Consider the following 21,481-nt stretch of genomic DNA (forward strand, 5'->3'; position numbering starts at 1 on the left):
GTCCAGCGCCTCCTCCATCGGGCGGTGGCGCTCCAGCACGGCGGTCAGCAGCGCCAGCGCGGCCACGCGGGTGGGGTTGCGCGCGGGCGGCTTGCCAGGGCGGGCACCATCGGCGCGGCGGGGGTCTGGGCGGCGGCCCTTGGGGGAATGGCTGGGGGACTTCATCTCAGCGCAGCTATGTCGCCTTCCGCGCGCGCGTGCTAGGGGGAAGTCGGGCCTCGCATGGCCCGGACCCGCATGTCTGTCCTTCGCCGGACGCCATTCCCGCGTCCGTTGCCCTCCCCGAGTTCCTGCTCATGTCCCTGCGCGACGCCCTCGACCGGCTGCCGGAGACGCGCTGGCCGCGCCTCTGCCTGTGCCTGCTGTGCCTGCTGCTCTGGTTGCCCGGCTTCTTCACCCTGCCCCCCGGCGACCGCGACGAAAGCCGTTTCGCCCAGGCCAGCCGGCAGATGGTGGAAAGCGGCGACTACGTCCGCATCCGCTATGGCGAGGAAGACCGCAACAAGAAGCCGGTGGGCATCCACTGGGCGCAATCGGCTTCCGTCCATGTGGCCGAGGCTTTGGGCCTCGGCGGCCGGGATCAGATCTGGCCCTACCGCGTGCCCTCGCTGCTCGGCGCCCTGCTGGGGGTGCTGGCCACCTTCCATTGGGGGCGGGCACTGGTGGGGCGGCGGGCCGCCTTCCTGGGCGCGGCCATGCTGGCCTCCTGCCTGGTGCTCACGGTCGAGACGCATATCGCCAAGACCGATGCCGCGCTCTTCGCCACCGTCGCCGCCGCCATGGGGCTGCTGGGGCGCGCCTATCTGGCGCCGGGCCATTTCTCCGCCCGGCAGGCGGCGGGCTTCTGGCTGGTCCTCGGCCTGTCCATCCTGCTGAAGGGGCCGATCGGGCCCATGGTGGTGGCGCTGGCGGTGGTGACGCTCTGCATCGCCGACCGCGCCGGGCGCTGGCTGCGGGTGCTGCGCCCCGCCTGGGGCATTCCCCTGACCCTGCTGGTGGTGCTGCCTTGGTTCGTGGCCATCGGCATCGCCACCGAAGGCCGCTTCTTCGCGGAAGCCGTGGGCGGCGACATGCTGGCCAAGGTCAATTCGGGCGAGGAAGCCCATTGGGGCCCGCCGGGCTACTACATCCTCACCTTCCTGATCGCCGCCTTCCCCGCCGCCTTCCTGGTGCTGCGGGGGCTGCCGCGCGCCTGGCGGGACCGGCTGCACCCGGGCACGCGCTTCCTGCTGGCCTGGATCATCCCCTCCTGGCTGGTCTTCGAGGCGGTGGCGACCAAGCTGCCCCATTACAGCCTGCCGATGTACCCACCGCTGATGCTGCTGGGCGCCGCCTGGGCCATGGACCCGCTGCGCCGCCCCGCGCCCGCCTGGCTGCGCTGGACCGGGATTGTTGCGCTCGTGCTGGGCGCGGCCGGGCTCGGCATCGCCAGCGCCCTGCTGCCCTACCTGGCCGACCGCCGCATCGACCCCGTGGCGCTGCTGGGCATCCCCGCCGCCGCGCTCTTCCTCTGGGTGGTGCTGGGGGAAATCCGGCGCGGCAGGCCGGCGCGGGCGGGGCTGGCGGCGGCGGTGCTGGCCATCCCGCTCTATGCCGTGGCGCTGGAAGGCGTGCTGCCGCGCCTGACCGCCCCCTGGGTCGGCCCCCGCGTCGCCGCCCTGCTGGCCGAGAAAGCGCCCGGCCTGCCACCGGCGCAGTTCGGCGTGGCCGGCTATCACGAACCCTCCCAGATGTTCGCCACCGGCACCGGCACCGTGCTGCTGCGCAACGGCACGGCGGCGGCGGCGTTCCTGGCGGAGGCCCCCGGCCGCTTCGCCGCGGTGGGCGACCGTGACCTCACGGCCTTCCAGGCCGAGGCACAGCGCCTGGGCCTGACGGCACAGGAGGAGGGCTCGGTGGAAGGCTTCAACTACACGCGCGGGCGGCACATCGTGCTGCGGCTCTTCCGGGCCGCCGCGCCATGATCGAATGGGTCACGGGGGTGGTGGAAAGCGCCGGCCTGCCCGGCGTCTTCGCCCTGATGTTCCTGGAGAACCTCTTTCCCCCCATCCCCTCGGAACTGATCATGCCGCTCGCCGGCTTCGTGGCGGCGGAAGGCAAGATGTCGCTGGTGCTGGCCATCATCTTTGGCACTGCCGGTAGCGTGCTGGGCAATGGCGTGTGGTACGAGGTGGCGCGGCGCATCGGCAGCACCCGCATCCGCCGTCTGGTGGGGCGCTACGGCCGCTGGCTGGCCGTCTCCACCGAGGATCTGGACAAGGCCGAGGACAAGCTGCGCCGCCACGGCCCGGTGGCGCTCTTCTTCGGCCGGCTGCTGCCGGCGGTGCGGACGCTGATCTCCATCCCCGCCGGCCTCGCTGGCATCCCGCGCGCCGTCTTCTACCTCTGGACCCTGGTGGGCTCGGCGCTCTGGGTGACGGTGCTGACCGTGGCGGGCTACCTGCTGCGGGACCAGTACAAGAAGGTGGAAGGCGCCATCGAGCCGCTGAGCTACGTGGTGCTGGCCGGGCTGGTCGGCGCCTATCTCTGGCACGTGGTGCGGGCGCGGCGGCGGGCGTGAAGGCCAAGGGGCGCTGCCCCTTGGAACCCCGCCGGGGTGGTTGAACCACCCCGGACCCCGGCGTTCACGGCTTTGATGGCGGGGTCGCGCCGGAGGTCCATGACCTCCGGCGACTACGGGTTCAGCCCGTTTGGCTTTCTGGAATGAATGTGGGGGCCTGGGGGAACTCAGTTCCCCCAGCAGGGTGGGTCCGGGAGGGGCGGCGCCCCTCCTGGCCTTAGATCTCCGCCCGCAGCACCTCCAGCGCCACCATCATCCGCTCCAGCATGGTGTCGATCTCGGCTTCCGAGATGATCAGCGGCGGCGAGATGGCGGCGCTCTCGTTCACCAGCACGCGCATCATCACGCCATGCTCCTGCCCCAGCGCCTGCCAGCGGGCGCCCAGCTTGCGGGCGGGGTCGAAGGTGGCGCGGCTCGCCTTGTCCGGGCTGAGCTGGATGGCGCCGATCATACCGACGCCGCGCACCTCGCCCACCAGCGGGTGGTCCGCGAAGCGCTCGCGCATCGCGCGCTGGAGGTAGGCGCCACGCTCGGCCACCAGCTTCGGCATCTCCATCTCGTCGTAGATCTTCAGCGTCTCGATCGCGACGGCGGCGGGGACCGGATGGCCGGAGTAAGTAAAACCATGGCCCCAGGTGCCGGCCTTGTCCGAACCCTCGGCGATGCCCTGGTAGAGCCGGTCGCTGATCATCACCGCCGAGATCGGCAGAAAGGCCGCCGAAAGCTGCTTGGCGCAGGTCAGGATATCCGGCTGAATGCCAAAGGTCTGGCAGCCCCAGTAGCTGCCGGTGCGGCCGAAGCCGCAGATCACCTCATCCGCCACGAAGAGCACGTCGTGCTTCCGCAGCACGGCCTGCACCTTCTCGTAATAGGTGGCAGGCGGGATGATAACGCCGCCGGCGCCCATCACCGGCTCGGCGAAGAAGGCGGCGACGGTGTCGGGGCCTTCGCGCAGGATCAGGTCCTCCAGTTCCTGCGCCAGGCGGCTGGCGAAGGCTTCCTCGCTCTCGCCCGGCTGCGCATAGCCGTAGTGATGCGGCGTGGAGACATGGTGGAAGCCGGCGATGGGCAGGTCGAACATGGCATGGTTCGCCGGCTGCCCGGTGACGGAGCCGGAAGCCACCGTGATGCCGTGGTAGCCGCGCACGCGGCCGATGATCTTCTTCTTCGCCGGGCGGCCGACCGCGTTGTTGAAGAACCAGATCATCTTGATGGCACTGTCATTCGCCTCGGAACCCGAATTGGCGAAGAACACTTTTGAAAACGGCTTGCCGCCGGAGGAGAGCGGCGCGCGCCCGATCAGCATCTCCGACAGGTCGATCAGCGGGTCGTGGCTGCGCGCGCCGAAGGCGTGATAGAAGGGCAGCTTCTTCATCTGGGCATAGGCGGCATCGGCCAGCCGCTGGTTGGCGAAGCCCAGCGAGGCACACCACAGCCCCGCCACGGATTCGATATAGTCCCGCCCCGCATCATCGAAGACCCGGATGCCCTCGCCCCGCTGGATGATCAGCGGCCCGCTGTCCCGGAAGGCCTTGTGGTTGGTATAGGGATGCAGGGCGTATTCGGTGTCCCGCGCGGCGGCGGAATTGAAACGCGGGGCATCATCGGGCGGGGTCATCGCGGCGATCCTTCACTAGCGATAGGCCAGTCTGCGCCGAACCGGATGATGCCGGAAGATGCCGCCCCGCCCATCCATGGTCTTGCTGGCCGAAACTTCCGTCTCCTTCGTCTCGCGCACCGAGCAGGCGTCGCCGTCTTGAACCTTGCCTGCCGTTGCGGATGCGGACAGGCTTGCCCCGGCATTGTTTGAACGGTGGCGGCATGCGCAGAGATTTCCACGATGCCTGGCAGGAAGCAGCCACTGGCCGGCCCATGGGACGCCGCGGCCTGCTGCTCGGCGCGGCGGGCGGCATCCTGCTGGCGGGCGGCGCCCCGGCGCGCATCGCCGCCGCCGCCGCCAATGGCCTGCTGCGCGTCGGCCTGGTGAACTTCCCGCCGAATATCCGCCCGCTGGAGAATACCGGCTCCTCCCAGGCGGCGGTGAAGATGATGATCTACCGCAGCCTGCTGTCCTACGACCACACGGGGCAATTGCGGAACGAGATGGCGGAGCTTTGGGAGGCGGAAAGCCCCACCGCCTACCGCTTCCGGCTGCGCCCCGGCCTGCGCTTCCATGATGGCGAGGCCGCCACCGCCGAGGATGTGCGCTTCACGCTCGGAGAAATCCTGGCGGAGAATTCCACCGCCTATATGAAGCCCTTCCTCTCTGTGGTGGAGAAGGTGGAGGTGCTGGGGCTGCTGGAAGGGCGCATCCTGCTGAAGGAAGCCTCCATCCCCTTCCCGCACCTGATGGCCAGCTACCATGCCCCCATCCTGTCGGCGAAGAAGGGGCAGGTGAACGGCCTGCCCGCCGGCACCGGCCCCTTCAAACTCGCGGCCATCGAGCGCGGCTCCTCCATCGAGGTCGAGCGTTTCGAGGGCTTCTACAAGCCCGGCCTGCCCAAGGTCGCCCGCATCCGCTTCCAGGGCTACACGGACGAGAACCTGCGCGTCTCCGCCCTCCAGGCTGGCGATGTCGATGTGATCGAGGGCGTGCCCTGGCAGAGCATGGCCGCCATCGACAACAATCCCCGGCTGAAGATGGAAAGCACGGTCGGGCCCTTCATGAACCTGCTGTTCAACACCCGCACCGGCCCCTTCACCGATGCGCGGGTGCGCCGCGCCGTCGCCTATGCCATCAAGCGGGACGAGGTGGTGCGCGCCGCCCATTACGGTCGCGGCACGCCGCTCTTCGGCCTGCCCTATCCCGCACCCTATGACGACCTGCCCAGCGCCGGCATCTTCTCCTACGACCCCGCGCGGGCGAGGCAGCTTCTGCAGGAAGCCGGCGTCGGCAACGGCTTCGCGGCCACGCTGCTGGCGACCTCCAGCCCCACGCTGCACCAGTCCACGGCGGAAGTGATCCAGCAGAACCTGAAGGAGGTCGGCATCGAGGTCACGCTGCGCCTGCCGGAATGGGCCACGCGCGTCACCCTGGGCAACCGCGGCCAATACGACTTCGCCGTCTTCGGCACCGTCGCCGCCTGGCCGGACCCGGATGCCCTTTCGGTGTATCTCAGCGGCAGCAATGCCTATACCCGCTCCCACGGCTTCAGCAGCGAGAAGATCGACGCCCTGCTGCAGGCCGGCCGCCAGGAAGCGGACCTCGCCAAGCGCCGCGCCATCTATGACGACCTGCAGAAACAGGCGGCGGAGGAATGCCCCATCGTCTGGCTGACGCTGCGCTCCCAGGCCTTCGCCATGCAGGCTGGCGTGCAGGGCTTCCGCAACCTTCCCGGCAGCCTGACCTTCTATGCACCCATCACGCTGGAGGAGACCTCCGCCGGCTGAACCATGCCGCCGCGATGCAGGAAAGGGCCATCATGCGCCACTACCGCAAGCAGGATTTCCCCGTCTCCCAGATCCGCCGGTTGCTGGAGCCGGGGCCCGTCGTGCTGGTCAGCAGCGCCTGGAAGGGGCAGCGCAATGTCATGACCATGGGCTGGCACACCGTGATGGAATTCACGCCATCCCTTGTGGGCTGCGTCATCGCCGCCGGCAACCACAGCTTCGAGATGATCCGCCGCTCCCGCCAATGCGTCATCAACATCCCGGAGGTGGAAATGGCGGAGGTGGTGACGCGCATCGGCAACTGCTCCGGCGCCGAGGTGGACAAGTTCGCCGAATTCGGCCTGACAACAGAGGCGGCCGCACAGATGGAGGCACCATTGATCGCCGAATGCCACAGCAGCCTGGAATGCCGCCTGCACGACGCCTCACTGGTGGGCAAGTACAACTTCTTCATCTGGGAAGTGGTGCAGGCGCATGTGGCCCGCACGCCGAAGCGCCCGCGCACCATCCATTACCGTGGCGAAGGCGCCTTCATGGTCTCGGGCGAAAGCCTCAGCCTGAAGCGGCTGTTCCGGCCGGAATATCTGTAAGCCAGGAAAGGCTGGGGAATGAATTCCCCAGACCCCTTCTTTCTTTTTTCGGGTTTCAGGGCGCGCCCGGCGGCAACCGTGGCCCGGAGTGTTTCATGTGAAATCATCTCCTCCCCGCCCCGCACTCATACTCGAAGAAAAAAGATGGGGGTCCGGGGGAATTCCTTCCCCCGGTCTTACGGCCAGCCGACACCCCCGGTTTCGCCATAGATCTGCCCCGTGGTGTAGCTGGAGGAAGCCGCCGCCAGTTCCACATAGACCGAGGCGAGTTCCACCGGCTGCCCCGGCCGCTTCATCGGCGTGGCACTGCCGAAGGTCTTGAGCCCTTCCTCCGTCTGGCCGCCGGAGACCTGCAGCGGCGTCCAGAAAGGCCCGGGTGCCACGCCGTTGACGCGGATGCCCTTGTCGATCACCTGCTTCGCCAGCCCGCGCACGAAGATCATGATGGCGCCCTTGGTGCAGGCGTAGTCCAGGATCTGCGGCCCCGGCGTCTGCGCATTGATGGAGCTGGTGCAGATGATGGCGGAGCCTGGCGGCAGCTGCGGCAGCGCCGCCTTCACGATCCAGAACATGGCATAGACATTGGTCTTCATGGTCTGGTCGAGCTGCTCGGTCGAGATATCCATGATGGAGGTTTGCGCGTGCTGGTAGGCCGCGTTGCTCACCAGGATGTCCAGCCCGCCGAGGTCGCGCACCGCCTGCTGCACCATGCTGTCGCAGAAGTTCTCGTCCCGGATATCGCCAGGGATCAGCACAGCCTTGCGCCCGGCCTGGCGGATCAGCTCCGCCACCTCCCGCGCATCGGGTTCCTCGCTGGGGTAGTAGTTGATGGCGACATCGGCGCCCTCGCGCGCATAGGCGATGGCGGCGGCGCGGCCGATGCCGGAATCGCCGCCGGTGATCAGCGCCTTCCGCCCCGCGAGGCGGCCGGAACCCTTGTAGCTGGCCTCCCCGCAATCGGGCACCGGCGTCATCTTGGATTGCAGGCCGGGCCAGGGCTGGGACTGCACCTGGAAGGGCGGCTTCGGGTAGCGGTCCTGCGGGTTGGCGAGCGGCGGCGCCGCGGCCGGCGCAGTCTGGGCCATCGCGGGCGCGGCCATGGCGGAGGCGATGCCGCCGGCGGCCATGCCGCGAACCATGTCTCGGCGGGAAGTGGAGGGATCTTCGGCCATCGGGCGGCTCCGGACTGTTGCAGGTGCAGAGCCTGAACCGCCGGAGCGCCGATGGGTTGAGTGGCGGATGGCCCCGCCGGGCTGTCGCGCTGGGGCGCGCCACGCCGATGTGAAGCCCGGCGCCCCGGGGGTGGCTCCCCCGGGGCGGGTGGCGACTCAGCCGACGCGGTTCTCGATCAGCTCCTCCACCACCGTGGGATCGGCCAGGGTGGAGGTATCGCCCAGGGAGTCCGTCTCATTGGCGGCGATCTTGCGCAGGATGCGGCGCATGATCTTGCCCGAGCGCGTCTTGGGCAGGCCCGGCGCCCACTGGATGGCGTCCGGCGAGGCGATCGGCCCGATCTCCCGCCGCACCCAGGCCACCAGCTCCTTCTTGAGCGCGTCGGTGGGTTCCTCGCCGGCATTGAGGGTGACATAGGCGTAGATGCCCTGGCCCTTGATGTCATGCGGCATGCCGACCACGGCGGCCTCGGCCACCTTGGGGTGGGCCACCAGCGCGCTCTCGATCTCGGCGGTACCCATGCGGTGGCCGGAGACGTTCAGCACGTCATCGACGCGGCCGGTGATCCAGTAATAGCCATCCGCGTCCCGCCGCGCGCCGTCGCCCGAGAAATACTTGCCGGGGAAGGTGGCGAAGTAGGTCTGGATGAAGCGCTCGTGGTCCTTGTAGACGGTGCGCATCTGGCCAGGCCAGGAATCCAGGATTACAAGGTTGCCCTCGGCCTCGCCTTCCAGCAGCTTGCCCTCGCCATCCACCAGCCCGGCCTGCACGCCCGGCAGCGGCAGGGTGGCGGAGCCCGGCTTCAGCACCGTGGCGCCCGGCAGCGGCGTGATGACATGGCCGCCGGTCTCGGTCTGCCACCAGGTGTCCACGATGGGGCAGCGCTCCTCGCCCACCACGCGGTAGTACCAGAGCCAGGCTTCCGGGTTGATCGGCTCGCCCACCGTGCCGAGGATGCGCAGCGACTGGCGCGAGGTCTTCTTCACCGGTGCGTCGCCGTCGCGCATCAGGGCGCGGATGGCGGTGGGCGCGGTGTAGAAGATATTGACCTTGTGCTTGTCCACCACCTGCCAGAAGCGGCTGTTGTCGGGGTAGTTGGGCACGCCCTCGAACATCAGGCTGGTGGCGCCGTTCGCCAGCGGGCCATAGACGATGTAGCTGTGGCCCGTCACCCAGCCGACATCGGCGGTGCACCAATAGACCTCGCCCTCGCGGTAGTCGAAGACATACTGGTGGGTATAGCTGGCCCAGACCATGTAGCCGCCGGTGGTGTGCAGCACCCCCTTCGGCTTGCCGGTGGAGCCGGAGGTGTAGAGGATGAAGAGCGGGTCCTCCGCCCCCATCGGCTCCGGCTCGCAGTCGCGCGGCGCGGCCTCGGTGGCCTCGTGGTACCAGAGGTCGCGGCCCTCCTGCATCGGCACCTCGCCGCCGGTGTTCTTGACCACGATGACGTTCTTCACGCCGGGGGCGGATTTCAGCGCCTCGTCGGCATTGGTCTTCAGCGCCACGCGGCGGCCGCCGCGGCGGCCCTCGTCGGCGGTGATCAGCAGCGTGCTCTCGCAATCCACCAGCCGGGAGGCGAGGCTATCGGGGGAGAAGCCGCCGAAGACCACCGAATGCACCGCGCCGATGCGGGCGCAGGCCAGCATGGCCACGGCGGATTCGATGATCATGGGCAGGTAGAGGGTGACGCGGTCGCCCTTCTTCACGCCCAGCGCCTTCATGGCATTGGCCAGGCGGCAGACGCGGGCATGCAAGTCACGGTAGGTGATCTTGGCGTCGGAATTCGGGTCGTCGCCTTCCCAGATCAGCGCCACCTGGTCCCCGCGCGTCTCCAGGTGCCGGTCGAGGCAGGAGACGGAGGCATTCAGCACCCCGTCCTCGAACCACTTGATGGAAACATCGCCCTCGAAGGAGGTGTTCTTGATCCGGGTCGGCGGCGTCATCCAGGCGATGCGCTGGGCTTCCTTGCGCCAGAAGCCATCCGGGTCACGCGCCGCCTCTTCGGTCATGGCCTGGAAGCGGGCGGCATCCACCCAGGTGCCCTCGGCGATCTCCGGCTTGACCGGGATCCGGGTGTCGTCCGTCATGCTGCGCCCTCCTCAGACGTCGTTGTCTTTGGCCTCTATTGGGCCAAGGCAGCCCCACCGCCGTCAAGAGACGGCGCCCCGGCCAGCCCATGCGACATGATCGCAAATAGTTGCAGCGCATCGCAAAAATATAACCTGTGCCCGAGGCACCTATCCCCCCTACTCCTGCACGGTGCACGGCCTAGAATCAGCTTCAACATAGGTATTTTGCCGGATTCGCGCCGAACCGGACGCGCAACAGGAATCGCCAAGAATGTCGCCGCTCCCGAGCCCCGCACCGCTTGCCCGCCATGCCATGGCTTATGTGCTGGCTGGTGGCCGCGGTACCCGACTGATGGAACTGACGGAACGCCGCGTGAAGCCTGCGGTCTTCTTTGGCGCCAAGTCCCGCATCATCGACTTCGCGCTGTCCAATGCCCTGAATTCGGGCATCCGCCGCATCGGCGTCGCCACGCAGTACAAGGCGCACAGCCTCATCCGCCACATGCAGCGCGGCTGGAGCTTCATGCGCGCCGAGCGGAACGAGAGCTTCGACATCCTGCCCGCCAGCCAGCGTGTCTCGGAAGCAGGCTGGTATTCCGGCACGGCGGACGCGGTCTACCAGAACCTCGACATCATCGAGGCCTATGCGCCGCGCCACATGGTCATCCTGGCCGGCGACCATGTCTACAAGATGGACTACGAGCTGATGCTGGCGCAGCACGAGAACTCGGGCGCCGACGTCACCGTGGGCTGCATCGAGGTGCCGCGCATGGAGGCCACCGGCTTCGGCGTCATGCATGTGGATGCCGAGGACCGCATCACCGCCTTCCTGGAAAAGCCCAAGGACCCGCCGGGCATGCCGGACAAGCCTGACCGGGCGCTGGCCAGCATGGGCATCTATGTCTTCAACACCGACTTCCTGGCGCGCGAGCTGCGCCGCGACGCCGCCGACCCGGATTCCACCCACGACTTCGGCACGGACCTGGTGCCCTATATCGTGAAGCATGGCCGCGCCGTGGCGCATCGCTTCACCGATTCCTGCGTCACCTCGGGCGTCGAGGAAGAAGCCTATTGGCGCGATGTCGGGACCGTGGATGCCTATTGGCAGGCCAATATCGACCTGACCGACGTGGTGCCCTCGCTCAACCTCTATGACCGCGACTGGCCGATCTGGACCTATAGCGAGCTGACGCCCCCGGCCAAGTTCGTCTTCGACGACGACGGGCGGCGCGGCATGGCGGTGGATTCGCTGATCTCGGGCGGCTGCATCATCTCCGGCTCGCATGTCGCGCGCTCGGTGCTGGCCCACAATATCCGGGTGCATTCCTTCTGCGACATCCAGGGCGCGGTGCTGCTGCCCGGCGTCATCGTCAACCGCAACGCCCGGCTGAAGAACGTGGTGGTGGACAGCGGCGTGAAGCTGCCCCCAGGGCTGGTGGTGGGCGAGGACCCGGAAGAGGATGCCCGCCGCTTCCGCCGCTCCGCCAAGGGCGTTACCCTGATCACCCAGTCGATGATCGATGCCCTGACCGCATGAGCCTGCCCGTTCTGTCCGTTGCCTCGGAACTCTTCCCGCTGATCAAGACCGGCGGGCTGGCCGATGTGGCGGGCGCCCTGCCCGGCGCGCTGGCGGCGCAGGGCATCGCCACCCGCAGCCTGATCCCCGGCTATCCGCGCGTGCTGCGGGCGCTGGAAGCGGCGGAGCCGGTGCTGGAACTCGGCACCCTGTTTGGCGGGCCGGCGCGGCTGCTGGCCGCCCAGGCCGCCGGGCTGGACCTGCTGGTGCTGGACGCGCCGCATCTCTTCGACCGCGATGGCGGCCCCTATAGCGGCCCCGATGGCCAGGACTGGCCGGACAACCCGCAGCGCTTCGCGGCGCTGGCGCAGGTGGCGGCGCGGCTGGGCCAGGGCGCCCTGCCCGCCTTCGTGCCGGAGGTCATCCACGCGCATGACTGGCAGGCCGGGCTGGTGCCCGCCTATGTGCATTACTGGGAAGGGCGGAAGCCCGGCACGGTCTTCACCGTCCATAACCTGGCCTTCCAGGGCCAGTGCGACGCTTCCTTGCTGGCGGAGCTTTCCCTGCCGCCGCAGGCCTATTCCATCCATGGCGTCGAGTATTACGGCGCCATCGGCTTCCTGAAGGCCGGGCTGAAGCTGGCCGACCGCATCACCACCGTCTCCCCCACCTACGCGGCCGAGATCCGCACCGAGGCCGGCGGCATGGGCCTGGACGGGCTGTTGCGAGACCGGGCCGGGGCGCTCTCCGGCATCCTCAACGGCATCGACACCGATATCTGGAACCCCGCCAGCGATCCCGCCCTGCCCGCCCCCTATTCCGCCGAGGCCCTGCATGCGCGGGAGGCCAGCCGCCGCGCGCTGCGCAGCCGCCTGGGCCTGCAGGAAGGGCGGGAAGCGCCGCTGCTGGGCATCGTCAGCCGCCTGTCCTGGCAGAAGGGCATGGATGCGGTGCTGGAGGCCCTGCCCGCCCTGCTTGGCCATGGCATGCAGCTGGCCGTGCTGGGCGCCGGCGACCGCGCGCTGGAAGACGGCCTCGAGCGCGCCGCGGCGGCCAACCCGGGCCGCATCGGCCTGCACCTCGGCTATAACGAGGGGCTGGCGCATCTGATCCAGGGCGGCTGCGACGCGCTGCTGGTGCCCTCCCGCTTCGAGCCCTGCGGCCTGACCCAGCTTTGCGCCCTGCGCTATGGCGCGCTGCCGGTGGTGGCCCGTGTCGGCGGGCTGGCCGATACCGTGATCGATGCCAATGAAATGGCGCTGGCCGCGGGCGTCGGCACCGGCATCCAGTTCTCCCATGCCTCGCGCGATGCGCTGGAAGCCGCCCTGGGGCGGCTGATGTCCCTGTGGCAGGACCGCCAGGCCTGGGAGCGGGTGCAGCGCAACGGCATGGCCTGCGATGTCAGCTGGGCCCGCCCGGCGCGCCACTACGCCACCCTCTACCGGGCGGTTGCACCAGGCTGAAGGCCGCAGGCGGGCTCAGCCGCCCATATCGCGCCATAGTCTGGACATGCATCGGTGGCAGGTTGATGAAAACATTTCCTGCCCTGACTGAGAGGACATGGCCGCGTGACCGATAACAGCGTGACAATGGAAGCCGAGGCCGAAACGCTTCGCCGGGATATCCTGTCCAAGCTGGCTTATCAGGTCGGCGGCAGGGCGGAGCGCGCCAGCCCGCGCGACTGGTTCCTGGCCGCCACCCTGGCCACCCGCGACCGCATCGTGGACCGCTGGCGCGCCTCGGCCGACGAGGTGGTGGCGCAGGGGCACAAGCAGGTCTGCTACCTCTCCATGGAATTCCTGATCGGCCGGCTGCTCTCGGATGCGCTGGGCAACATGGGGCTGACGGAACCGATGCGGCAGGCGCTGGAAGGCCTTGGCGTGGACCTGGAGGCCATCTTCGCGCAGGAGCCGGACGCGGCGCTGGGCAATGGCGGCCTGGGGCGGCTGGCCGCCTGCTTCATGGAAAGCATGGCCTCGATCGGCATCCCCGCCACCGGCTATGGCATCCGCTACGAGAACGGCCTCTTCCGCCAGTTGATCCAGGACGGGCGGCAGATGGAGGTGCCGGAGGACTGGCTCTCCCTCGGCAATCCCTGGGAATTCGAGCGCTCCAGCCTCACCTACGACATCGGCTTCGGCGGCACCGTCACGCAGGACGATGGCGGCCGCATGATCTGGCACCCGGGCGAGGTGGTGCGCGCCATTGCCTACGACACCCCCGTGGTGGGCTGGCGCGGGCAATGGGTGAATACGCTGCGCCTCTGGTCCGCCCGTGCCACCGACCCGCTGCATCTCGATGCCTTCAACAGCGGCGACCATATCGGCGCCCAGATCTCCCGCGTGCGGGCCGAGGCCATCTCCCGCGTGCTCTACCCGGGCGATGAAACCCCGGCGGGGCAGGAGCTGCGGCTGCGGCAGGAATATTTCTTCGCCTCAGCCTCCCTGCAGGACCTGATCCGGCGCCACCTGCGGCTGCATGGCGACCTCCACACCCTGCCGGAGAAATTCTCCGTCCAGCTCAACGACACCCACCCCGCCATCGGCGTGGCGGAGCTGATGCGGCTGCTGGTGGATGTGCATGGCATGGACTGGGACGCGGCCTGGGAAATCAGCCGCGCCACCTTCTCCTATACCAACCACACCCTGATGCCGGAGGCGCTGGAAAGCTGGGCCGTTCCCATGATGGAACGCATGCTGCCGCGCAACATGCAGATCATCTACATGATCAATGCCCGGCACCTGGAGCAGGCGCGCGCCGGCGGCGCCGATGACGCGCTGCTTTCCGCCGTGTCGCTGATCGACGAATATCACGGGCGGCGGGTGCGGATGGGGCACCTGGCCTTTGTCGGCTCCCACAAGGTCAATGGCGTCTCGGCCCTGCATACCGGGCTGATGAAGACCACCGTCTTCGCCGAGCTGGACCGCGTCTGCCCCGGGCGCATCACCAACAAGACCAACGGCATCACCTTCCGCCGCTGGCTGATGCGCGCCAATGCGCCGCTGACCAAGCTGATCGTGGATACCATCGGCCCGCAGGTGCTGGACGAGACGGAGCGCCTGGCCGACCTCGCCGCCTATGCCCGCGACGCCGCCTTCCAGGAGGCCTTCGCGGCCCAGCGCCGCACCGCCAAGGAAGCCCTGGCGAAGATGGTGCGGGAGCGCACCGGGGTGGTGCTGGACCCGGCGGCGCTCTTCGACGTGCAGATCAAGCGCATCCATGAATACAAGCGCCAGCTGCTGAACATCCTGCACACGGTGGCGCTGTACAACGCGATGCGCGCGCAGCCCACGGGCAACTGGGTGCCGCGGGCCAAGATCTTCGCCGGCAAGGCCGCGCCCAGCTACCACCAGGCCAAGCTGATCATCCGCCTGGCCAATGACGTGGCCAAGGTCATCAACAGCGACCCCACGGTGCGCGGCCTGCTGCGGGTGGCCTTCATCCCCAACTACAATGTCACGGCGGCCGAGAGCATCATCCCCGCCGCCGACCTGTCCGAGCAGATCTCCACCGCCGGCCTCGAAGCCTCCGGCACCGGCAACATGAAGCTGGCCCTGAACGGCGCCCTGACCATCGGCACCCTGGATGGCGCCAATATCGAGATCAGCGAGCGCGTCGGGCTGGAGAACATCTTCATCTTCGGCCTGAAGGCCAATGAGGCCGGGCCGCTGCGGCGGGAAGGCTATAATGCGCGTGCGACCGTGGCGGGCTCGGACGAGCTGCGCGGCGTGCTGGACGCCATCGCCTCCGGCGTCTTCTCGCCCGAGGAGCCGGACCGCTACCGCGGGCTGGTGGAAGGGCTGCTGGCGCATGACAACTTCCTCGTCACCGCCGATTTCGACAGCTACGTCGCCACCCAGCGCCAGGTGGCCCAGCGCTGGGGCAAGCCGGCCGAGTGGTGGCGCAGCGCGGTGCTGAACACCGCCAATGTCGGCTGGTTCTCCTCCGACCGCACCATCCGTGAATACGCGGATGAGATCTGGGATCTGCCGGTGCGGTAAGGTCGTGGAAAGGCCGGGGGAATGAATTCCCCCGGACCCCCTTCTTCTTTTTTTCGAGTTATCAATGTGTGCGGCCGGGTGCGCCGGAGGGCCATGCCCTCCGGCAACGGATGCCTTCACCCGCGTGGCCCCGACCCGGTTCGCCGTGACGCCGCCGCTCGTTCCAGCCAGCCCCAAACTCGAAGAAAAAAAGAAGGGGGCCTGGGGGAATTCATTCCCCCAGCCTTCACCACCCCGCGTCTTCAGGAACCCAGACGGTGCCTTCCGCGTCCACCTCCGCCGCCACCGCCTCCAGGCTGTCGCCGATGCAGGGGCCGTGGGTGCAGAAGCCGTCCTCGATGCGGAACCAGGCATTGTGCACGGCGCAGACGATCAGCGTGCCCTGGTGGTTCAGGAAGCGGTCGGAGATGACGTTCAGCGCCACGCCGATATGCGGGCAGGAATTGACATAGACGAGCACCTCCCGCCCCCGGCGGATGGCGAAGAGGGCGCCGAAGCCCTTCGCCTGCCCGTCCGGGATATCCTCCAGCCGGCAGAGGGCGCGCGGGGTCACGCCTCCCGCCATTCCCCCATGCGGCAGAGCAGCGCCCAATGTTCGTCGGAGATGGGCATCACCGAAAGGCGGGACTGCCGCACCAGGGCGATGCCATCCAGCCCCGGCTCCGCCTTGATGGCGGCGAGGCCGACGGGCTTGGGCATGGGGCCCACGGCGCGCATGTCCACGCAGGCCCAGCGGCCGGTCTCCTCCGTCGGGTCGGGATAGGCGGCGCGGGCCACCTCCACCATGCCGACGATCTCCTTGCCCACGTTGGAGTGGTAGAAGAAGGCGCGGTCGCCCACCGCCATGCTCCGCAGGAACTTGGCGGCCTGGGCATTGCGCACGCCGGTCCAGGGCTCGACGCCATTCTCCACCTGCTGCTGCCAGGAGAAGGCGTCGGGCTCGGACTTCACCAGCCAATAGGCCATGGGTGGGCCTTCAGCCGACGCGGGCACCGTCCTTGAAGACGGAGCGGAAGGGGCGGATGGTCACCGTCTCGAAGAGGCCGGCCTTGGCATAGGGGTCGCCGGCGGCCAGGGCCTCGGCGGCGGCCTGGTCGGCCACGTCCACCAGCAGCAGGCTGCCGCAGGGCTTGCCCTCGGCATCCAGCACCGGGCCGCCCTGGACGATCACTTCCGCCTGACCATCGAGGTATTCCAGATGCGTCGGCCGCGTGGCCAGCCGCAGTTCCAGCGCGCCAGGCTTGTCCTGGCAATTGATGGCGAAGAGCATGGACGCGGTTCCTCCTGCGGATTCCGTGGCTTCTGCCTTGGACTACCGCCGCCAGGGCCGCGCTTCAATGGCTGGCGGCGCCCCGGGCGGCGCAACACGGGGTTACGTGCCAGGCCGTTCCCGCGCCCCCCCGTTCTGGACTAGGTTGCCGGCGTGACCGCGCCCCCTGCCCCTGCTTCCAGCACCGCCGCCACCCAGCCTCCCGCGCCGCGCCCCGCTGCGCGGGGGGGCAGCCTGCACCGCTTCGCCAATCCCGGCCGCTTTCTGCGGCTCTCGGGAAAGGTCATGCCATGGCTCTGGGGGCTCTCGGCGCTGGTTCTCGCCGTGGGCATCCCCTGGGCGCTCCTTGCCTCCCCGCCCGACTGGCAGCAGGGGGAGACGGTGCGCATCATGTATGTGCATGTGCCGATGGCCTGGCTGGCCATGGGCGGCTACGCCAGCCTGGCCGTGGCCTCCGCCACCGCGCTGATCTGGCGCCACCCGCTGGCGGACCTCTTCGCGCGCGAGCTTTCCCCGGTGGGGGCCGCCGTCACGGCGCTCTGCCTCGCCACCGGCAGCCTCTGGGGCCGGCCGATGTGGGGCACCTGGTGGGTCTGGGACGCGCGGCTGACCTCGGTGCTGGTGCTCTTCTTCCTCTGGGTCGGCCATGCCGCCCTGGTGCGCGCCTTCGACGAGGACGAGCGCGGCGCCCGCGCCGGGGCCATCCTGGCGCTGATCGGCGCGGTGAACCTGCCGGTGGTGAAGTTCTCGGTGGATTTCTTCAACACGCTGCACCAGCCGGCCTCGGTGGCGCGGCTGGGGGCGCCGGGGCTGCATGTGGACCTGCTCTACCCGCTGCTGGTCTGCGCCCTGGGCTTCACCCTGCTCTTCGCCGCCCTGGTGCTGGGGCGGACGCGGGCGGCGGTGATGGAAAAGCGCATCCGCCAGTTGCAGATGGCCCAGGCGCGGCGGCGGGACGGCGAGGCGGCATGAACGCGCATTGGTATTACGTGGCGGCGGCCTGGGGGCTGGCGGCGGTGTTGTTCCTGGTGCTGCTCGCCACCACCTTGCAGCGGCAGGCCCAGGCCCGGCGCCGGCTGGCCGCGCTGGAAACCCGCCGCCCCCGCGCCGCCGGCCAGGACCAGCCTGCCAGCCGTGCCCAGGAGATCGCGTCATGAGCCTGTCCTCCCGCAAGAAGCGCCGCATGTGGATGCTGCTGCTGGGCGGGCTTGGCATCGGCAGCGCCACGGCGCTGGCCCTGACGGCCTTCCAGGACAACCTCGTCTTCTTCCTGGCGCCCAGCGAGATCGCGGCCAAGCAGCCGGGGCCGGACCGCGCCTTCCGCCTGGGCGGGCTGGTGGAGGCGGGCAGCGTCCAGAAATCCGTCTCGCCGGAAGGGCGGCCGGAAGCGCGCTTCGTGGTGACGGATGGCCCGGCCCAGGTGCCGGTGGTTTATGTCGGCGTGCTGCCGGACCTGTTCCGCGAGGGCCAGGGCGTGGTGACCATGGGCAAGCTCGGCCCTGACGGCACCTTCCGCGCCAGCGAGGTCCTGGCCCGGCACGACGAGACCTACATGCCCCCCGAAGTGGCCGATGCCCTGAAGCGCACCGGGCATTGGGAGCCGGAAAAGGGCGCCCCACCCCCGGCGGCCTCCTGGAACACCCTGAACCCCAAGGCGGAGAGCACTGGCGGATGATAGCCGAACTCGGGCATTTCGCGCTGGCGCTGGCCATGGCGCTGGCGCTGGCCCTTTCGGCGCTGCCGCTCTGGGGCGCCGCGCGGGGCGACGGGCGGCTGATGGCGGCTGCCGCGCCGCTGGCCGCTGGGCTGCTGGTAACCACCGCCGCCGCCTTCGGCGCGCTGCTCTATGTCTTCGCGGTGAACGACACCAGCGTGGCGAACGTGGTGCAGAACAGCCATTCCGCCAAGCCCATGCTCTACAAGCTGGCCGGCGCCTGGGGCAACCATGAGGGCTCCATGGTCCTGTGGGTGCTGATCCTGGCGCTCTGCGCCGGCGCGGTGGCGGGCTTCGGCCGCGGGCTGCCGACGGCGCTGAAGGCGCGGGTGCTGGCGGTGCTGGGGCTGGTGGCCAGCGGCTTCCTGGCCTTCATCCTGGCCACCTCCAACCCCTTCAACCGCGTCTGGCCGCCGGCGCCGGATGGCAACGGGCTGAACCCGGTGCTGCAGGACCCCGGCCTCGCCTTCCATCCGCCGCTGCTCTACCTGGGCTATGTCGGCTTCGCCGTCACCTTCGCCTTCGCCGTGGCGGCGCTGCTGGAAGGCCGCGTGGATGCCGCCTGGGGCCGCTGGGTGCGCCCCTGGGCCCTGGCGGCCTGGAGCTTCCTGACGCTGGGCATCGCGCTGGGCTCCTGGTGGGCCTATTATGAACTCGGCTGGGGCGGCTACTGGTTCTGGGACCCGGTGGAGAACGCTTCCCTTCTTCCCTGGCTGGCGGGCACGGCCCTGCTGCATTCCGCCATCGTGGTGGAAAAGCGCGAGGCCCTGAAGATCTGGACCGTGCTGCTGGCGCTGCTGGCCTTCGCCATGTCGCTGCTGGGCACCTTCCTGGTCCGCTCCGGCGTGCTGAATTCCGTGCATGCCTTCGCCAACGACCCGGAGCGGGGCGTCTTCATCCTCTGCCTGCTGGGCCTCTATATCGGCGGCGCCTTCGCGCTCTTTGCCTGGCGCGCGCCGGCCATGGCCCCTACCGGCGTCTTTGCCCCCCTCTCCCGCGAGGGCGGGCTGGTGCTGAACAACCTGCTGCTCTGCTCCATGGCGGCGGTGGTGCTGACCGGCACCCTCTGGCCGATGTTCGCCGACCTGCTGTTTCAGCAGAAGATCTCGGTGGGCCCGCCCTTCTTCAACACCGCCATGCTGCCGCTCTCAGCGCCGCTGGTGCTGGCCATGGCCGCAGGGCCGATGCTGCCCTGGAAGCGGGCGCAGCTCTGGCCGGTGCTGCAGCGCCTCTGGTGGGCAGCGGTGCTGGCGGCGCTGGGTTTTGCCCTCTGCCTCGCCATTAGCGGCGTTCGTGTCGGGCCGGCTTTGGGCTTCGCCGCCGCCATCTGGCTGATCGCTGGTGCGGCGGCGGATATCATCGACCGCATCGCCCTCTTCCGCCGCCCCGGTGCCGCCTTGGCCCGTGCCCGTGGGCTGCCGCGCGCCGCCTGGGGCGCCGCCATCGCCCATGCGGGGCTTGGCGTCTCCATCCTGGGCATGGCGGGCATGGGCCTGGCCACCGACAAGCTGGTGGCGCTGGCCCCCGGTGGCTCCACGACGCTGGCCGGCTATGAATGGCGGCTGGATGGCGTGAAGGATGTGGTCGGCCCCAACTGGACCGCCCGCTTGGCCACCGTCACCGTGCTGCGGGACGGCGCCACCGTCACCGTCATGCACCCCGAGCGCCGCTTCTTCCCCCTGGCCCGCCAGACCACCACCGAGGCCGCCATCCACACCACCCTGGCTTCCGACCTGTATCTGGTGCTGGGCGAGGAGGAGGGCGGCCGCGCCGTGCTGCGCATCCACCACAACCCGCTGGCGCCCTGGATCTGGCTGGGCGCCGCCTTCATGGCACTGGGCGGCGGCATCTCGCTGAGCGACCGCCGCATCCGTGTCGCCGCCCCCGGCCGCAAGCGCGCCGCCACCGCGGGAGCCCCGGCATGAGCGAGAACACCGCCTCCCCTGGCAAGAGCCTCGGCCGCCGCCGGGCCCTGATGCTGGCGCCGCTGGGGCTGGCCCTGGCTGGTGGTGCCGGCTTCTACGCCATGCTGCGCGGCCTCGGCACCGGCAGCTACGACCCGCGCGGCGTGCCCTCGGCGCTGCTGGGCAAGCCCGCCCCTGCTTTTGCCCTGCCGCCGCTGGAGGAAAGCGGGCTACCCGCCCTCTCCAACACCGACTTGGTGGACCTGCCGGCACCGGTGCTGGTGAATTTCTGGGCCAGTTGGTGCGTGCCCTGCATCGTGGAGCATCCGCAGCTCATGCGCCTCTCGCGCGATGGCGTGGCGGTCCTCGGCATCAACTACAAGGACAAGGCCGGGGATGCGGCGGCCTTCCTCACCCGCCACGGCAACCCCTTCCGCCGCCTGGGCCGGGACGAGCCCGGCCGTGCCGCCATCGACTGGGGCGTCTATGGCGTGCCGGAGACCTATCTGCTGGACCGCAAAGGCATCATCCGCTGGCGCTGGCCCGGCCCGGTGACGCCTGAGGTGCTGGACCAGGACCTCCGCCCCCTGCTGAGGCGCCACGCCTGATGCGCCACGCCCTTCTCGCCCTGCCGCTGGCGCTGGGCCTGCTGGCCGGCCCCGCCCTTGGTGTCGGCCTGCCCTCCGAGATGCTGCCGGACCCGGCGCAGGAACAGCGTGCCCGCGGCATCGGGCATGAGCTGCGCTGCATGGTCTGCCAGAACCAGTCGATCGAGGAGAGCGAGGCCGACCTCGCCCGCGACCTGCGCCGCATCGTGCGGGAGCGTGTGGCCGCCGGCGACAGCGATGCCCAAGTCGTCTCCTACCTGCATGACCGCTATGGCGACTTCGTGCTGCTCCGCCCGCCCTTCACGCTCGCCACCGCCGCGCTCTGGGGCGCGCCCTTTATCGCCCTGGGCGGCGGGCTGCTGGCCATCCTGCTGCTGCGCCGCCGCCGCATCGACCCCGTGGCCGCCGCGCCGCTTTCCGCCGAGGAACAGGCCCGCCTCGCCGCGCTGGAGGATGGCGCCGCCCGATGATCTGGCTGCTTTTCCTGGCCCTGGCCGCGCTGGCCCTGGCGCCGCTCGGCCTCGTCTTGCTGCGCCCTCCCCGCCCGCAAGGCCGGCGGGAAGCCGACCTCGCCCTCTACCGCGCCCAGCTGGCCGAGCTGGAGCGCGAGCAGGCCGCAGGCCGCCTAGACGAGGCCGCTTTTGCCGCCGCCCGCACCGAGGTGCAGCGCCGCCTGCTGGCCG

20 protein-coding genes are annotated in these 21,481 nt (G+C 69.5%); 14 read left to right on the plus strand and 6 right to left on the minus strand.

The window, feature by feature from the left end; all coding sequences use genetic code 11:
- Nucleotides 1-296 precede the first annotated feature (296 nt).
- Nucleotides 297-1,964 (plus strand): ArnT family glycosyltransferase, encoded by a 1,668-nt coding sequence (locus tag IBL25_RS14965; protein WP_238940449.1) that lies wholly within the window; start codon nt 297-299, stop codon nt 1,962-1,964.
- The gene (locus tag IBL25_RS14970) at nt 1,961-2,560 is read left to right on the plus strand and encodes a DedA family protein (RefSeq protein WP_187779349.1); all 600 of its coding nucleotides are present in this window, start codon (nt 1,961-1,963) and stop codon (nt 2,558-2,560) included. Before IBL25_RS14965 ends, IBL25_RS14970 begins: the two co-directional genes overlap by 4 nt.
- Before the next feature lie 217 nt (nt 2,561-2,777).
- Here IBL25_RS14970 and IBL25_RS14975 read toward each other — a convergent pair whose 3' ends face one another.
- The gene (locus tag IBL25_RS14975; protein WP_187779350.1) at nt 2,778-4,178 is read right to left on the minus strand and encodes an aminotransferase; all 1,401 of its coding nucleotides are present in this window, start codon (nt 4,176-4,178) and stop codon (nt 2,778-2,780) included.
- A gap of 254 nt (nt 4,179-4,432) precedes the next feature.
- Here IBL25_RS14975 and IBL25_RS14980 point away from each other — a divergent pair, with 254 nt between their 5' ends.
- Both IBL25_RS14980 and IBL25_RS14985 read left to right on the plus strand, forming a co-directional pair.
- Complete coding sequence (locus IBL25_RS14980; protein ID WP_187779351.1) at nt 4,433-5,950, plus strand: ABC transporter substrate-binding protein; 1,518 nt, start codon at nt 4,433-4,435, stop codon at nt 5,948-5,950.
- A gap of 32 nt (nt 5,951-5,982) precedes the next feature.
- Nucleotides 5,983-6,540: a flavin reductase family protein gene (locus tag IBL25_RS14985; protein WP_187779352.1), complete on the plus strand. Its 558-nt coding sequence runs from the start codon at nt 5,983-5,985 to the stop codon at nt 6,538-6,540.
- 176 nt (nt 6,541-6,716) lie between these two features.
- On the opposite strand, the gene IBL25_RS14990 is transcribed toward IBL25_RS14985, so the two are convergent.
- Together IBL25_RS14990 and acs are read right to left on the minus strand one after the other, a co-directional pair.
- Nucleotides 6,717-7,712: an SDR family oxidoreductase gene (locus IBL25_RS14990; RefSeq protein WP_187779353.1), complete on the minus strand. Its 996-nt coding sequence runs from the start codon at nt 7,710-7,712 to the stop codon at nt 6,717-6,719.
- Nucleotides 7,713-7,868: 156 nt separating this feature from the next.
- On the minus strand, nt 7,869-9,803 hold the full coding sequence (acs, locus tag IBL25_RS14995) for an acetate--CoA ligase (protein ID WP_187779354.1): 1,935 nt from the start codon (nt 9,801-9,803) through the stop codon (nt 7,869-7,871).
- Between the two features lie 253 nt (nt 9,804-10,056).
- On the opposite strand from acs, the gene glgC reads away from it, so the two are divergent.
- From glgC to IBL25_RS15010, 3 genes are all read left to right on the plus strand, one after another.
- On the plus strand, nt 10,057-11,322 hold the full coding sequence (gene glgC, locus IBL25_RS15000; RefSeq protein WP_187779355.1) for a glucose-1-phosphate adenylyltransferase: 1,266 nt from the start codon (nt 10,057-10,059) through the stop codon (nt 11,320-11,322).
- The gene (gene glgA / locus IBL25_RS15005) at nt 11,319-12,764 is read left to right on the plus strand and encodes a glycogen synthase GlgA (protein ID WP_187779356.1); all 1,446 of its coding nucleotides are present in this window, start codon (nt 11,319-11,321) and stop codon (nt 12,762-12,764) included. The genes glgC and glgA overlap by 4 nt, the downstream gene beginning before the upstream one ends.
- Before the next feature lie 105 nt (nt 12,765-12,869).
- On the plus strand, nt 12,870-15,302 hold the full coding sequence (locus IBL25_RS15010; RefSeq protein ID WP_456315868.1) for a glycogen/starch/alpha-glucan phosphorylase: 2,433 nt from the start codon (nt 12,870-12,872) through the stop codon (nt 15,300-15,302).
- Nucleotides 15,303-15,528: 226 nt separating this feature from the next.
- On the opposite strand, the gene IBL25_RS15015 is transcribed toward IBL25_RS15010, so the two are convergent.
- Genes IBL25_RS15015 through IBL25_RS15025 form a run of 3 tightly spaced genes read right to left on the minus strand, consistent with a single transcriptional unit; the run spans nt 15,529 to nt 16,572 of the window.
- Nucleotides 15,529-15,855 (minus strand): Rieske (2Fe-2S) protein, encoded by a 327-nt coding sequence (locus tag IBL25_RS15015; RefSeq protein WP_239418432.1) that lies wholly within the window; start codon nt 15,853-15,855, stop codon nt 15,529-15,531.
- Nucleotides 15,852-16,268 (minus strand): EVE domain-containing protein, encoded by a 417-nt coding sequence (locus IBL25_RS15020; RefSeq protein ID WP_187779358.1) that lies wholly within the window; start codon nt 16,266-16,268, stop codon nt 15,852-15,854. The genes IBL25_RS15015 and IBL25_RS15020 overlap by 4 nt, the downstream gene beginning before the upstream one ends.
- A 10-nt stretch (nt 16,269-16,278) precedes the next feature.
- Nucleotides 16,279-16,572 carry a YciI family protein gene (locus tag IBL25_RS15025; protein ID WP_120639089.1) on the minus strand — a complete coding sequence of 98 codons (294 nt, stop codon included), beginning with the start codon at nt 16,570-16,572 and terminating at the stop codon, nt 16,279-16,281.
- A gap of 153 nt (nt 16,573-16,725) precedes the next feature.
- On the opposite strand from IBL25_RS15025, the gene IBL25_RS15030 reads away from it, so the two are divergent.
- The 7 genes from IBL25_RS15030 to ccmI form a co-directional block, all read left to right on the plus strand.
- Entirely contained in the window at nt 16,726-17,544 is an 819-nt protein-coding gene (locus tag IBL25_RS15030) for a heme ABC transporter permease (protein ID WP_187779359.1), read from the plus strand.
- The gene (gene ccmD / locus IBL25_RS15035) at nt 17,541-17,729 is read left to right on the plus strand and encodes a heme exporter protein CcmD (protein ID WP_187779360.1); all 189 of its coding nucleotides are present in this window, start codon (nt 17,541-17,543) and stop codon (nt 17,727-17,729) included. Before IBL25_RS15030 ends, ccmD begins: the two co-directional genes overlap by 4 nt.
- The gene (ccmE, locus tag IBL25_RS15040) at nt 17,726-18,247 is read left to right on the plus strand and encodes a cytochrome c maturation protein CcmE (protein ID WP_187779361.1); all 522 of its coding nucleotides are present in this window, start codon (nt 17,726-17,728) and stop codon (nt 18,245-18,247) included. Before ccmD ends, ccmE begins: the two co-directional genes overlap by 4 nt.
- Nucleotides 18,244-20,211 (plus strand): heme lyase CcmF/NrfE family subunit, encoded by a 1,968-nt coding sequence (locus IBL25_RS15045; RefSeq protein ID WP_187779362.1) that lies wholly within the window; start codon nt 18,244-18,246, stop codon nt 20,209-20,211. Before ccmE ends, IBL25_RS15045 begins: the two co-directional genes overlap by 4 nt.
- A complete protein-coding gene (locus IBL25_RS15050; RefSeq protein WP_187779363.1) occupies nt 20,208-20,798 on the plus strand; it encodes a DsbE family thiol:disulfide interchange protein in 591 nt (196 codons plus the stop codon). Before IBL25_RS15045 ends, IBL25_RS15050 begins: the two co-directional genes overlap by 4 nt.
- Nucleotides 20,798-21,268 carry a cytochrome c-type biogenesis protein gene (locus tag IBL25_RS15055; protein WP_187779364.1) on the plus strand — a complete coding sequence of 157 codons (471 nt, stop codon included), beginning with the start codon at nt 20,798-20,800 and terminating at the stop codon, nt 21,266-21,268. The genes IBL25_RS15050 and IBL25_RS15055 overlap by 1 nt, the downstream gene beginning before the upstream one ends.
- Nucleotides 21,265-21,481 (plus strand): c-type cytochrome biogenesis protein CcmI (ccmI, locus tag IBL25_RS15060; RefSeq protein ID WP_187779365.1); only part of this gene is annotated, 217 nt, incomplete at its 3' end. The genes IBL25_RS15055 and ccmI, both read left to right, overlap by 4 nt.

Origin of the sequence: Pseudoroseomonas ludipueritiae, from assembly GCF_014490445.1 — a bacterium.
GTDB lineage: Bacteria > Pseudomonadota > Alphaproteobacteria > Acetobacterales > Acetobacteraceae > Pseudoroseomonas > Pseudoroseomonas ludipueritiae.